The following is a 13510-nucleotide window of genomic DNA, read 5'->3' as shown; positions in this document are numbered from 1 at the left end:
TTCTCCGCGTCGGCGCCGACGCGTCAATCGTGAAGGGGGTTGGTGATGGTGACGTAGACGGACTGGGTGTCGACCGGGCCGACCAGCTCGTCGAGACCGCCGAGGCGGGTGAGCAGGTTCGCCTTGCATCGCAGGGTGGGCGAGTCGAGCAGCCGTGCGGGGAGCGGGCCGAGGCCCGCGGCCTTGGCGAGGAAACGGCGGAAGGCGGCGAGGAGGACCCGTTCGTCGGCGAGCCGCTGGGATCCGAAGGCACCGATGAGACCGAGCACGTTGTTGATGCCGAGGTAGTAGGCGAAGCGTTCGTCGGTGACGGCGTCGGAGACGAAGGTGTCGCTGGCGCTCCCGATGCCGGGGAGCCGGTGCTCCAGTTCCGCGCGGCGTGATTCGCGGAAGTAGTAGCCCTGGTTGTCCCGGTAGCGGCCGCCGATCGGCCAGCCGGCCGGGTCGAGGAGCACCAGGGTGTTCTGCTGGTGTGCTTCGAGGGCGATTCCGGCGAGTGCGTCGAAGGCGAGGACCGGCAGCACCACGTGGTCGAGGTAGCGCAGGAACCACTCGGCGGCGACGGCGGACGTGGTGTGGCCGGTGGCGGTGGCGAGCCCGGTGACGAGCTCGGCGAGCCGGGAGCTCATGGTGGTCCGGCCGGGCCACGGACGGGGAGCGGTGAGTGCGGCGATGCAGACGGGGTCGTCGCCCGAACGGAAGGGGTTGTGGCGCAGCAGGGCGTCGAGTCCGGGCACGGGGGTTCCGTCCGGGGCGTCCACGGCGACCCAGGCGGGGTCGCGGACGATGTCGAAGGCCGGGTGGGACGCCTGCCACTGCTCGGCGAGGCCGGTGCGGAGCAGTCGGTGCACCTCGACTCCGCGGTGGAGTTCCTTGCGGAGGTTCTCGCGGCGGGAGTTGGTGATGCGCAGGCCCAGGGAGAGCTTGAGCATCGCGGGGGCGCCCGGTCGGTGGACGGTACGGACGGAGGAGGTGGGGTACCACGGGTCGCCGTGCGGGCCCAGGTCGTGCAGGAGTCCCGCGTCCTGGAGGGCGGTGACGGCGGGGCGCTGGAGCAGGTCGCGGGCTTGCCAGGGGTGCAGGGGAAGGGGGGTGGTGCCGTGGGGCAGCGGGAGTCCGGGGGCGAGTCGGCCGAGGAGCTGTGGGGCGGAGACGGGGCGGCCGCTCTCGGTCCAGGCCGATTCGCTCGCGAGAGCAGAGGGGGCGACCGCGAACCAGTGCAGGGGGAAGGAGCCGTGGAGTTCGGGTGAGTAGCGGCGTACTTCGGCCTCGGAGAGTCCTTCGCGGCTCTTCGGGTCCGGCTGGAGGGGGTGACCGAGGAGGAGTGCCTGTTCGGCGGTGAGGAAACGGTCTCCGCTGACGGGGGCCGGGGCGGTGGGGCGTTCCCGCCGGTCGGCGATGAATTCGGCGGTGCGGCGCACCGAGTCGGCGACCCGGCCGACGAGATCGGCGGCGCCTCGGCCGCCACTCGTGCCCTCACGGGCGATGAGCGCGGCAATGGTGACGGCGTCCAGGGAGGGGGCTGCGGCGGTCGTGCCTTCGAGCCGGACCGCGCCGAACCGGTGCCAGCCGGAGTGTGACCAGTGGCGGACGGGAACGAGCAGGGCGGCACCGGAAGCGGGAAGGGGGATACGCAGGGGGGTTCCGGCGGAGCCGTCGGGACGGCCGAGACCGGATTCGCGGACCCAGCAGCGGAGCAGGTTCTCCACCGCCGCGGCCTCGGCGGCGACGGCCGGGTCTGGGTGGTTGAGGAGGTCGGGCAGTGTGGTCGGCTCCAGCCGGAGCGGGCTCGTCCAACCGGAACGGGGCCTGGGTGTGCCGTCCTTCTGCCGCGGCACCGTGGCCGCTGCCCCGGCGCCGCTCCCCGCGGTGGCCGTCGCGGCCGCGGCTGCCGGGGGGAGCTGCTCGGGCGGCGCGGCGGAGACGCCCGCCGGGCCCGGCTGCGGGTGTTCCGTGGCTGCGTCGGCGTGGGGCGTCATGCCGGCCGGGGGCGGGGCCGGTGCGTCCTCGGCGGGTACGGTCCGCGCCGGCGGTCCGGCCGCGGAGCCAGCTCCCTGCGGCTCGGGCACGTCGGGCCTGGGCGCCGGGGAGGGCGGCTCGACGGCCTCCGGGAGCGGCGCCGCGGTGCCGGGCGGCGGTGACGGCTGCTCCGGGGCGAGGGCCTCCGCGTGGTCCGGGAGCGGCTGGGGCTGCGCCTGGGCCGGTCCCGGCGGTGGGGCGGGCCGGTCGCACGACAGCGGCTGGGTCTCCGTGACGGGGGTGGACTGGTGCGGGTCTGGCATCGCGGGTCCTCGGGGTGCGGTCAGTGGGTCCGGCGGGCGGCGGCCGGGATGGCGTCGGCCAGGCGGTCCAGGACCGCCGCGGCCTGCTCGTCGGTCAGGGTCAGCGGGGGAAGGAGGCGCACCACGGTGCCGTGGCGGCCGCCGAGCTCGACGATCAGACCGCGGTCCAGGCACTCCTGGCGGACGGCGGCGGCGAGGGAGGGTGCGGCGGCACCGGTGTCGGGGTCGACGAGTTCGACGCCGATCATCAGGCCCCGGCCCCGTACCTCTCCGATGCAGGGATGGCCGCAGGCCAGGCCCCGCAGGGCCGCCAGCATGCGTTCGCCCAGGGCGGCGGCGCGCTCGGCGAGCCGGTTCTCGCGGACGAAGGCGAGCGTGGCGGTACCGGCGGCCATGGCGAGCTGATTGCCGCGGAAGGTGCCCGCGTGCGAGCCGGGGGCCCAGACGTCCAGGCCCGCCCGGTACACGATCACCGCGAGCGGCAGACTGCCGCCGATCGCCTTGGAGAGGACCATCACGTCGGGCACCACCCCGGCGTGGTCGACTCCCCAGAAGGCACCGGTCCGGCCGACGCCCGTCTGTACCTCGTCGGCGATGAGGGGGATTCCGCGCGCCGCGGTGATCTCCCGCATCCGGCGCAGCCAGCCGTCCGGGGCGGGGATCACGCCGCCCTCGCCCTGCACGGGTTCGACGATCATTCCGGCGGGGGCGGGCACTCCGCCCTTCGGGTCGTCCAGCAGGTTCTCCGTCCAGCGCGCGGAGAGTTCGGCGCCCTCGGGGCCGCCGACTCCGAACGGGCAGCGGAGGTCCTGCGGGTACGGCAGCCGGGTCACCCGTACCTCGGGGGCGCCTCCCGATGCGTCCAGGGCCCCGGCTGTCATGCCGTGGTAGGCCCCGGTGAAGGCGAGCAGCCCGGGTCGGCCGGTCGCGGTGCGCACCAGTTTGAGGGCGGCCTCCACCGCGTCCGTACCGGCCGGACCGCAGAACTGGATGCGCGCGTCGGCGGCCAGCGCGGGCGGCAGGTTGGCGAACAGCTCGGTGGTGAAGGCGTCCTTGACGGGAGTGGCGAGGTCCAGCACGTGCAGCGGGGCCCCCGAGTCGAGAACGCCCCGGATGGCTTCGAGCACCACCGGGTGGTTGTGCCCGAGGGCGAGCGAGCCGGCGCCGGAGAGGCAGTCCAGGTAACGCCGCCCGTCGGCGCCCTCGATGGTGAGCCCGCGGGCCCGCACGGGGACGATGGGCAGCGAGCGCGCGTACGTCCGGGCGGCGGACTCCCGCTGTGCCTGTCTGCGCAGGATGCCCTCGGGGGCGGCGGATCCCCCCGGCGCACCACTCACGTCCGGACCATCCGGACAGTCCACGTGTTCCGGACCCGGCACCCGGCTTCCCCGCGGCGGCACTTGAGGCGGGATCTCTGTCGCGGCCGCAGCCTCGGCCGAGTCGGTGACAGCCACGCGTGTCGGTCCTCCCGCACTGATTGCTCTTCCGGATTGCGTCTCGAACATGAACGCTGCTCCCCCATCCCCCGTACGTACCAACGACGGTGACGGCAACCGATCACGGGTTGACTCAAGATCCTTGTTGCGCAAGGGGTGAGCACCAGGAACCGCAGCCCCGGCCTGTGTCGTCCTGGGCGACAGCGGCATAGTGGGGGGCTACTCCATTCCTCGAACACCCAGGGGGACGAACGACATGCGACCGAACCGACCGGTCACCGCGATCCTGTGCGCGGCCACGCTCGCGCTGACCGCGGCTGCCTGCGGCCCCGGCGACGGGGAGGCCGGCGGCGACGCCAAGCCGACCGTGGCGGCGAGCCTGCCGGGCCAGGACGGGATAAAGATCCCGGACCAGCTCAAGGACAAGCTCAAGGAGCACGGTATCGACCTGGAGAAGTGGAAGGGGGGTGAGTGGAAGAACTGGAAGAAGGAGGACTGGCTCCGCGAGGCGGGCGACTACATCAACCCCGTGATCGAGGGCCTGTGGGACCCGGACCGCATGCGTGACGCGGAGCAGCCGCAGCGCCCGGCCGTCGACCCCGACGCGGGCAAGGACCAGGGAGTCACCGACCCGACTCCGCCGCCGGTGGCCGCCAAGCAGGCCAACCCGCCCTACCACACGAGCGTTCCGGCGTCCGGCAAGGTGTTCTTCGACGGCCCCGAGGGCTCGATGGTCTGCTCGGCGACCGTGATCAAGGACCCGGCCCACCCCGGCAAGTCGAACATGGTCTGGACCGCGGGCCACTGTGTCCACGCGGGCAAGGCCGGCGGCTGGTACCGCAACATCGCCTTCGTCCCCTCCTACAACAACGCGGGCAAGCCGGCGGCGCAGCTCAAGGGCGCGCCCCGCGAGACGGTCGCCCCCTTGGGCGTCTGGTGGAGCGACTGGGCGCAGACCTCCGACCAGTGGATCGCGAGCGGCGGTCCGACCGGCGGCGCGGGTGCCCCGTACGACTTCGCGGTGCTGCACGTGGCTCCCGAGAAGGGCAGCACCAAGTCCCTGGAGGAGACGGTCGGTTCGGCGCTCCCGGTGGACTTCAACGCGCAGGCCGTGCCGAAGGTCGCGAGCATCACGGCGACGGGCTACCCGGCGGCGGCTCCCTTCGACGGCCAGCGGGCCTTCCAGTGCACGGACCGGCCGGGCCGGCTGTCCCTGAACGCGAACGACCCGGTGATGTACCGCATCGGCTGCACCATGACCGGCGGCTCCTCCGGTGGCGGCTGGGTCACGGCGGGCTCCGACGGCAAGCCGGCGCTGGTGTCGAACACCTCGATCGGCCCTGCCAAGGCGGGCTGGCTGGCCGGACCCCGGCTGGGTCCGGAGGCGAAGGGCATCTTCGACGCCGTCAGCGCCAAGTTCAAGTAGTCCGGGCGCCCTGAGCACTTCGACCGCTTCGAGCAGTTCGAGTAGCCCCGAACCCTGAACGTCTGCGAACGGCTGAGGCCCCCCTGCACCGCAGGGGGGCCTCAGCCGTCGAGCCGTCGAACGTCGAGCAGGCTCAGCGCTTCGCGAGCGCGTACGGCGCCAGGTCCGCCGCCAGTTCCTGGTGGACCCTCGCCTTGAGCAGGGTGCCGTCCGGGGTGTGCTCCTCGGAGATCACCTCGCCCTCGGCGTGCGCCTTGGCGACCAGCGAGCCGCGCGTGTACGGCACCATGGCCTCCACCTCGACCTCCGGCCGCGGCAGCTCGGAGTCGATGAGCGCGAGCAGCTCCTCGATACCCAGGCCGGTCCGCGCCGAGACCGCGATGGAGTGCCGCTCGATCCGCAGCAGCCGCTGCAGGACGAGCGGATCCGCGGCGTCCGCCTTGTTGATCACGACGATCTCGGGCACGTTCACCGCGCCGACCTCACGGATCACCTCGCGCACCGCCGCCAGCTGCTCCTCCGGCGCCGGGTGCGAACCGTCCACGATGTGCAGGATCAGGTCGGAGTCCCCGACCTCCTCCATCGTGGAGCGGAACGCCTCGACCAGGTGGTGGGGCAGGTGCCGGACGAAGCCGACGGTGTCGGCCAGGGTGTAGACCCGGCCGCTCGGCGTCTCGGCCCGGCGCACGGTCGGGTCGAGGGTGGCGAACAGGGCGTTCTCCACCAGCACGCCCGCGCCCGTGAGGCGGTTGAGCAGCGAGGACTTGCCCGCGTTGGTGTAGCCGGCGATGGCGACCGAGGGCACCTTGTTGCGGCGCCGTTCCTGCCGCTTGAGGTCACGGCCGGTCTTCATCTCCGCGATCTCCCGGCGCATCTTCGCCATCTTCTCGCGGATCCGGCGCCGGTCGGTCTCGATCTTGGTCTCACCGGGACCTCGGGTGGCCATGCCGCCACCGCCGCCGCCGCCCATCTGCCGGGACAGCGACGCACCCCAGCCACGCAGGCGCGGCAGCATGTACTGCATCTGCGCGAGCGCGACCTGTGCCTTGCCCTCTCGGGACTTGGCGTGCTGGGCGAAGATGTCGAGGATCAGCGCGGTCCGGTCGACCACCTTGACCTTGACGACGTCTTCGAGGGCGATGAGCTGGCCGGGGCTGAGCTCGCCGTCGCACACGACGGTGTCGGCGCCGCTCTCCATGACGATGTCACGCAGCTCGCGCGCCTTGCCCGAGCCGATGAAGGTGGCCGGGTCCGGCTTGTCGCGGCGCTGGATCACGCCGTCGAGTACGAGGGCACCCGCCGTCTCGGCGAGAGCGGCGAGCTCCGCGAGGGAGTTCTCCGCGTCGTTCACCGTGCCGGAGGTCCAGACACCGACCAGCACGACGCGCTCCAGGCGAAGCTGCCGGTACTCGACCTCGGTGACGTCTTCGAGCTCGGTGGAGAGGCCGGCCACGCGGCGCAGGGCCGCGCGCTCGGAGCGTTCGAACTGCTCGCCGTCCCGGTCTCCGTCGACCTCGTGGCTCCAGGCGACGTCCTCTTCCATCAGGGCATCGGCCCGAAGGCTCTCGGTGAAGCTCTGCGAGTCCCGCACGTCCTGTGCGTCCCGCGCGTCCTGGGAAGGGGAAGAGGAGGTCATTGGATCCTTACGTCGATTCGAATAGCCGTGTCACGTTACCTGGCACGTTAGCTGTCACGTCCAACGTGTCACACCGCCGGGGGATTCCCCGCGCAGCCCTGTCGATGGTGACATGCCCGTTCCTCACCGGTCACACCCTTTTATCGGCCCTTCCCGCCGGGCGCGGCCTTCCCGCCGGACGCGGCCTTCCCGCCCGGTGCGGCCTTCCCGTCCGGCGCGGCCTTCCCGGAGGCCGCCTTGCCGCTCCACTCCGGGTGCCCGGGCATCGGCGGGGTCGTGGCCCCGTACAGCCAGGGCTCCAGGAAGGCCGTGAGGTCGCGGCCCGCCTCCTGCGAGGCCAGGCGTACGAAGTCGGCCGTCCCCGCGATCGCGTCCCGGTGCTCGGTGACCCAGCGCCGCTCGATCCTCTCGAAGGCCTCGGTGCCGATCTCCTGCCGCAGGGCGTAGAGGATCAGCGCGGACCCGTCGTAGACCACCGGCCGGAACAGCCCGATCTTCTCCCCGGGTGCGGCGGCCTTCGGGGCGGCCGGCGGGCCGCCCGCCGCCCGCCACTGGTCGGAGCGCTGGTACGCCTCGCGCATGCGCCGCTCCAGGGAGTACTTGCCGAGGCCGTCCGCGTACAGGGCCTCGTACCAGGTGGCGTGTCCCTCGTTGAGCCACAGGTCGGACCAGGTCCGCGGGGTGACGCTGTCGCCGAACCACTGGTGGGCGAGCTCGTGGACCATCACGGACTCGACGTACCAGTCGGGGTAGCCCTCGCCCGCGAACAGGTTGCTCTCGAAGAGCGAGAGGGTCTGCGTCTCCAGCTCGAAGCCGGTCGTGGCCCTGGCGATCAGCACCCCGTAGTTCTCGAAGGGGTAGCGGCCGACCCGCTCCTCCATCCACTCGATGTGGCCCGCGGTCTTCTTGAGCCAGTGGTCCAGGCGCTTGCGGTCCTGGGCGGGCACCACGTCACGCAGCGGCAGCCCATGCGGTCCGGTGCCGTGCACGACCTCGGAGCGGCCCACCGAGACCTGTGCCAGTTCGGTGGCCATCGGGTGCCTGGTCCGGTACGTCCACGTCGTCGTCGGGCCGAGCCGCACGGCGCGGGCCACCGGCTCCCCGTTGGCGACGGCCGTGAGACCGGCCGGGGCGGTGATCCGGAAGGTGAAGAACGCCTTGTCGGCGGGGTGGTCGTTGCAGGGGAAGACGCGGTGCGCGGCGTCCGCCTGGTTGGCCATGGCCAAGCCGTCCTCGGTGGGCACCCAGCCGCCGTCGCCGCGCCCGCGCGGATCGCTGGTGTGCCGGATGGTGATGTGCAGCGGCATGTCGTCCGCCACCGGGCGCGCGGGCGTGAGGACCAGGTCCTCGGCCACGCTCTCGAACCGCGCCGGCTCCCCGTTGACCTCGGCGGACGCCACCTTGCCGTGGGTGAAGTCCAGATTGATGCGCTCCAGCCGCTCCAGGGCGCGGGCGTCGATGACGGTGACCGCGTCGAGCGGGGTCAGGTTGTCCTTGTAGTCGAAGGACAGGTCGTACGAGAGCACGTCGTATCCGGGGTTGCCGAGCTCCGGGAAGAGCCGGTCGCCGATGCCCAGTGCCTTCGGCGGGGGCAGGACGGCGGCGACGAGGGTGAGGGAGGCCGCGGCGAGCAGGGCGGCGCGCAGGCGCGGGGAGGAGAGCTGCATCCACCACCGCTTACCAGCGCCCGCCGCACGGCCGTGTACGGCGCGCGACGGGTCCACCCGAACGGGGCCGTCCGGAGCCGTTCCGGCCTACGTCCGCACCCCGGCCGGCGTCTGCGCGGCTGACGTCGACACCCCGTCGGCGTCCGCACCCGGCCGGCGACTACACGCGGCTGACGTCGTACACGCCCGGCACGTCCCGCATGGCCCGCATCAGCGCGGGCAGCCCGGCCGCGTCGGGCAGCTGCAGGGTGTAGCTGTGCCGGACCCGCTGCTCCACCGGCGGCTCCACGGTCGCGGAGACCACCTCGACCCCCTCGCGGGCGATGGCCTCGGTCAGATCGGCCAGCAGGTGCGGGCGGCCGAACGATTCAGCGAGCAGGGTGACCCGGCAGTCCGCCGTGGCCCGCCAGTGCACGGCCACGGAGGTGCGCCCCACGGCACGCATCTGCGCCACCGCCGCGCAGTGGATGCGGTGGACGGTGACGGCGCCGCCGCGGACCAGGAAGCCGGCGACGGCGTCCGGCGGCACGGGGGTGCAGCAGCCGGCCAGCCGCACGGTGGCGTCCGGCAGATCGGCGACCGCGTTGCCGCCGCCGCCACGGGCCCCGACCACCGACAGCGGCGCCCGGGCGGCGGAGGTCGTGGCCATGGCCCGGTCGGGGTGGGCTTCGAGCCAGCTGCTGATGGCGATCCGGGCCGCCGGGGTCCGGGCGTGGTCCAGCCACTCGGCGGCGGGTCCGGAGGAGGCGTCCTGGGCGAGCAGCAGCTGGACGGTGTCCCCGTCGGACAGCGGGGAGGACAGTGAGGTGAGGCGCCCGTTGACGCGGGCGCCGATACAGCCGTGGGCCGCCGCGCCGTGCTGCGCGTAGGCCGCGTCGATACAGCTGGCTCCGGCGGGCAGGCCCAGCGTGCCCCCGTCGGCCCGGAACACGGTGATCTCGCGGTCCTGGGCCAGCTCCGCCCGGAGCACGGTCCAGAAGGTGTCGGGGTCCGGAGCGGACTGCTGCCAGTCGAGCAGCCGGGACAGCCAGCCGGGCCGCGTGGGGTCCACGCGTTCCTCGTCCGGGTCGGTGGTGGCGGAGTCCGGCGTCGCGGTGGCGTACGGGTTGCCGAGGGCGACCACCCCGGCCTCGGCGACGCGGTGCATCTGCCGGGTCCGCACGATGACCTCGGCCACGTATCCCTCGGGGGTGGCGATGGCGGTGTGCAGCGACTGGTACAGGTTGAACTTCGGGGTGGCGATGAAGTCCTTGAACTCCGAGACGACCGGGGTGAAGCAGGTGTGCATCTCGCCGAGCACGGCGTAGCAGTCGGCGTTCTCGCCGACGAGGACGAGGATGCGGCCGAAGTCCGAGCCGCGCAGTTCGCCGCGGGTGCGGGCGATGCGGTGCACGGAGACGAAGTGCCGCGGCCGGACCTGTACTTCGGCGGCGATTCCGGCGTCGCGCAGGACGCCGCGTACGGAGTCGGCGATGGCGGGCAGCGGGTCGCGTTCCCCGGCGTGGGCGGCGATGAGCGCGCGGGTGCTCTCGTACTCCTCGGGGTGCAGGATCGCGAAGACGAGGTCTTCCAGCTCGGTCTTGAGGGCCTGGACGCCGAGCCGTTCGGCCAGCGGGATGAGGACGTCGCGGGTGACCTTGGCGATGCGGGCCTGCTTCTCGGGGCGCATCACGCCCAGGGTGCGCATGTTGTGCAGCCGGTCGGCGAGCTTGATGGACATGACGCGGACGTCGTTGCCGGTGGCGACGAGCATCTTGCGGAAGGTCTCGGGCTCGGCGGCGGCACCGTAGTCGATCTTCTCCACCTTGGTGACGCCGTCGACGATGAAGCACACCTCGTCGCCGAACTCCGCCCGGACCTGATCGAGGGTCACGTCGGTGTCCTCGACGGTGTCGTGGAGCAGAGAGGCCGTCAAGGTGGTGGTCTCGGCGCCGAGTTCGGCGAGGATCAGGGTGACGGCGAGTGGATGTGTGATGTACGGCTCACCACTTTTTCGCATCTGACCGCGGTGTGAGGTCTCCGCGAGGAGATAAGCGCGGCGCAGAATGGACAAATCGGCGTCCGGATGGTGGGCTCGGTGCGCCTCGGCGACATGGCCGATCGCGTCCGGAAGCCGGTCCCGGGACGTCGGCCCGAGCAGGGCCGCACGCCCGAGCCGGCGCAGATCGAGCCTGGTCCGCCCACGTCTGCGGAGCTCAGGGCGCGCTTCGGGGTGTGCTTCGGGGTTCGTGGCCTCTGCACTCATGGGCACCTCCGGCGGCTTCGACCGGCGGTGGTGGGCATGGGTGGAGCCCTCAGGGCCGGTGCCTGATGTTACCGACCCCACCACGTGGCGCAGTCCACCTCTCGCTCAGCGTGAAACGGATCACCCGTTAGAGGGAAGCTTCAGCCGAATACCGTTTCGGTGAGCCAGGCCCCGTCGAACTCCCCCGCAGCCACGATCACGGCCGGTCCGGTCATGTCGATCTGCCCGTCGGGGTGTTCGGTGATGATCAGGGTTCCGCCGGGGAGGTCGACGGTGTACGCGGCCGGTTCGCCGGTGACGGCCGGGTCGGCGCCGTCGCGGCGGATGGCGGCCACGGCGACGGCGCAGGCGCCGGTGCCGCAGGAGCGGGTTTCGCCGGAGCCGCGTTCGTGGACGCGCATGGCGACGTGCCGGGGGCCGCGGTCGACGACGAACTCGACGTTGACTCCGGCGGGGTAGGCGGACGCCGGGCTGAAAGCGGGGGCGGCGAACAGGTTCCCGGCGTGGTCGAGGCTCTCGACGAAGGCCACCGCGTGCGGGTTGCCCATGTTCACGTTCCGCGCGGTCCAGCTCCGGGCGTCGACGCTGACCGTGACCTCGCCGGCGGGCAGCTCGGCGCGGCCCATGGAGACGGTGACGTCGCCTCCCTTGTCGAGGTGCACGCGCTTGACGCCGCCACGAGTGGCGACGGCGAGGTCGCCGGGCTCGACGTGGCCGGCGTACTGGAGGTAGCGGGCGAAGACGCGCACGCCGTTGCCGCACATCTCGGCGATGGAGCCGTCGCTGTTGCGGTAGTCCATGAACCACTCCGCCTGGTCGGCCAGGTGCGCGGCCTCGGGGTGCGCGGCGGAGCGGACGACGTGCAGGACGCCGTCCGCACCGATTCCGGCGCGCCGGTCGCAGAGCTTCGCGACGGCGGCCGCGGGCAGCTCGATGGCGTTGTCCGGGTCCGGGACGATCACGAAGTCGTTCTCGGTGCCGTGGCCCTTGAGGAAGGGGAGGGTGGTCTGCGTCACCCGCCCATCGTACCGAGCCCCAGCTCAGAGGCCCCGCACCGTCCGAGGGGCGGGACCCGTCCAGGGGTCGGAACCCGTCCGGGGGCGGTCAGCGGAGCCGGGCGACCCGGTACACGGCGAGTCCTACGACGGCCAGCGCGACGACGGCGTACAGCGCGGCCATGCGCCAGTCGGGGCGGCGGCCGCTCCCCCGGGCCGGGAGACCGGGCCATGTGTAGCCGACCCGTCGGGCGGCCATCATTCCCCAGCCTCCGGCGCAGCAGCTGATCAGGAAGCCGAGCATGGCGACCACGGCACCGCCGTCGCCGAACTCGAAGGCGAGCGGGAAGGCGAACATCAGCGAACCGGTGGCGGCGAGCATCGCGATGGGGGCGATCTGCCACAGGCGCAGGCGGCGCTGCGGGCGCAGTTCGACCTCGAACTCGGGCCCGGCGGCGGCCTCCGCCTCGGCCGAGTCGGCGGTGTCCGGGCCGTCCGGGGTCAGTCGCGCCGGATCAGCGGGCAGCCCGAGTCCCGCAGGCCCGTCCGTCCCGTCCAGAAGCATCGGGTCCGCTTCCCTCCGGGTGTCGTCCTGCCCGGTGTCGCGAGGGCCGGCCTCCATCGCCACGCGCCCTCCCCACTCGGACTCAGTACGCCGCCGTTCATCGCAGGTGATCGCACCCGCCGGAGTTTGATGATGGCACGCCCCCGGCCCCACTACTGGCGCGTGAGGCGTCCCGATGCCATCACGTGATCAGGCTGTGACCGCTCGTTCGACCAACGACTGCGCGAGCCCGGGGAGTTCCCCCCGGTCGGCGGCGGCCCCGCTGAGCCAGTGCACGCGCGGGTCACGGCGGAACCAGGAGTCCTGGCGGCGGGCGAACCGCTTGGTCGCCCGGACGGTCTCGGCCCGGGCCTCGTCCTCGGTGCACTCACCGGCGAGCGCGGCCAGCACCTGCTGGTAGCCAAGGGCCCTGGAGGCGGTGATTCCGTCGCGCAGCCCGCGGGCCTCCAGCGCACGGACCTCGTCCACCAGCCCGTCCTCCCACATCCGGTCGACCCGCAGGGCGATCCGCTCGTCGAGCTCCGGGCGGGCCACGTCGACGCCGATCTGCACGGTGTCGTAGACGGAGTCGTGGCCGGGCAGGTTGGCGGTGAAGGGGCGGCCGGTGATCTCGATCACTTCGAGCGCGCGGACGATGCGGCGGCCGTTGCTGGGCAGGATGGCCTGCGCGGCGGCCGGGTCGGCGGCGGCGAGGCGGGCGTGCAGGGCTCCGGGGCCACGGAGCGTGAGCTCTTCCTCCAGCCGGGCCCGCACCTCGGGGTCGGTGCCGGGGAACTCCATCACGTCCAGGGCCCCGCGGACGTACAGGCCGGATCCGCCGACGAGGACGGGGGTGCGGCCCTCGGCAAGCAGTTTGTCGATCTCCAGGCGGGCCAGCCGCTGGTAGTCCGCGACGTTGGCGGTGTCGGTGACGTCCCAGATGTCGAGGAGGTGGTGCGGGACACCGCCGCGCTCCTCGGTCGTCAGTTTGGCGGTACCGATGTCCATCCCCCGGTACAGCTGCATGGAGTCGGCGTTGACGACTTCGCCGTCGAAACGGCGGGCCAGGGCTACGCCCAGGTCGGACTTTCCTGCCGCGGTGGGACCTACGACGGCGATGACCCGCGGGGCGGGGGCTGCTTTCCTCACCGCTCCAGTCTCTCAGCCCCTGGTCAAGGCGTGGCCATGTACCCGATCGAGTTACGTGACGGGGTGGGGACGGGGTCGTTGCCCTGGCGAGGTTCCGGCCGGGCATGCGCCCTGCGTACGCCCGGCGCAG

The 13510-nt window shown here is 72.8% G+C and carries 9 protein-coding genes; 1 reads left to right on the top strand and 8 read right to left on the bottom strand.

From position 1 onward, the window contains the following. Positions 1–23 precede the first annotated feature (23 nt). A complete protein-coding gene (locus DEJ51_RS24975) occupies positions 24–1979 on the bottom strand; it encodes an IucA/IucC family protein (protein WP_411757399.1) in 1956 nt (651 codons plus the stop codon). Between the two features lie 323 nt (positions 1980–2302). Continuing rightward, positions 2303–3787, bottom strand: coding sequence for a diaminobutyrate--2-oxoglutarate transaminase family protein (locus DEJ51_RS24970; protein ID WP_223835953.1), 1485 nt, complete (start codon positions 3785–3787; stop codon positions 2303–2305). A gap of 187 nt (positions 3788–3974) precedes the next feature. Between DEJ51_RS24970 and DEJ51_RS24965 the strand changes: the two genes are divergently transcribed. Continuing rightward, positions 3975–5144: a trypsin-like serine peptidase gene (locus DEJ51_RS24965; RefSeq protein ID WP_150259855.1), complete on the top strand. Its 1170-nt coding sequence runs from the start codon at positions 3975–3977 to the stop codon at positions 5142–5144. A gap of 133 nt (positions 5145–5277) precedes the next feature. Here the strand turns inward: DEJ51_RS24965 and hflX are convergent, their stop codons facing one another. The 6 genes from hflX to miaA all read right to left on the bottom strand — a co-directional run bounded on the left by hflX (position 5278) and on the right by miaA (position 13380). Next, a complete protein-coding gene (hflX, locus tag DEJ51_RS24960) occupies positions 5278–6780 on the bottom strand; it encodes a GTPase HflX (RefSeq protein ID WP_150259854.1) in 1503 nt (500 codons plus the stop codon). A 140-nt stretch (positions 6781–6920) separates the two neighbouring features. Next, entirely contained in the window at positions 6921–8447 is a 1527-nt protein-coding gene (locus tag DEJ51_RS24955; RefSeq protein WP_150259853.1) for a M1 family metallopeptidase, read from the bottom strand. Between the two features lie 160 nt (positions 8448–8607). Continuing rightward, positions 8608–10692, bottom strand: coding sequence for a RelA/SpoT family protein (locus DEJ51_RS24950; RefSeq protein WP_150259852.1), 2085 nt, complete (start codon positions 10690–10692; stop codon positions 8608–8610). Positions 10693–10832: 140 nt separating this feature from the next. Beyond that, positions 10833–11708, bottom strand: a complete 876-nt coding sequence (gene dapF / locus DEJ51_RS24945) for a diaminopimelate epimerase (protein ID WP_150259851.1) — start codon at positions 11706–11708, stop codon at positions 10833–10835. Positions 11709–11796: 88 nt separating this feature from the next. Then, entirely contained in the window at positions 11797–12315 is a 519-nt protein-coding gene (locus tag DEJ51_RS24940) for a hypothetical protein (protein ID WP_411757348.1), read from the bottom strand. A gap of 126 nt (positions 12316–12441) precedes the next feature. Beyond that, positions 12442–13380 (bottom strand): tRNA (adenosine(37)-N6)-dimethylallyltransferase MiaA, encoded by a 939-nt coding sequence (gene miaA, locus DEJ51_RS24935; RefSeq protein WP_150259850.1) that lies wholly within the window; start codon positions 13378–13380, stop codon positions 12442–12444. Positions 13381–13510 lie beyond the last annotated feature (130 nt).

It is taken from the genome of Streptomyces venezuelae, assembly GCF_008642275.1.
Classification (GTDB): Bacteria; Actinomycetota; Actinomycetes; order Streptomycetales; family Streptomycetaceae; genus Streptomyces; species Streptomyces venezuelae_E.
Note: the sequence above shows the minus strand (reverse complement) of the source record. Positions and strands in the feature narration are given on the sequence as shown.

Coding starts and splice junctions, on each gene's coding strand:
- DEJ51_RS24975 (WP_411757399.1), bottom strand. CDS start 1,979: ATGACGCCCCACGCCGACGCAGCCACGGAACACCCGCAGCCGGGCCCG.
- DEJ51_RS24970 (WP_223835953.1), bottom strand. CDS start 3,787: ATGTTCGAGACGCAATCCGGAAGAGCAATCAGTGCGGGAGGACCGACA.
- DEJ51_RS24965 (WP_150259855.1), top strand. CDS start 3,975: ATGCGACCGAACCGACCGGTCACCGCGATCCTGTGCGCGGCCACGCTC.
- hflX (WP_150259854.1), bottom strand. CDS start 6,780: ATGACCTCCTCTTCCCCTTCCCAGGACGCGCGGGACGCACAGGACGTG.
- DEJ51_RS24955 (WP_150259853.1), bottom strand. CDS start 8,447: ATGCAGCTCTCCTCCCCGCGCCTGCGCGCCGCCCTGCTCGCCGCGGCC.
- DEJ51_RS24950 (WP_150259852.1), bottom strand. CDS start 10,692: ATGAGTGCAGAGGCCACGAACCCCGAAGCACACCCCGAAGCGCGCCCT.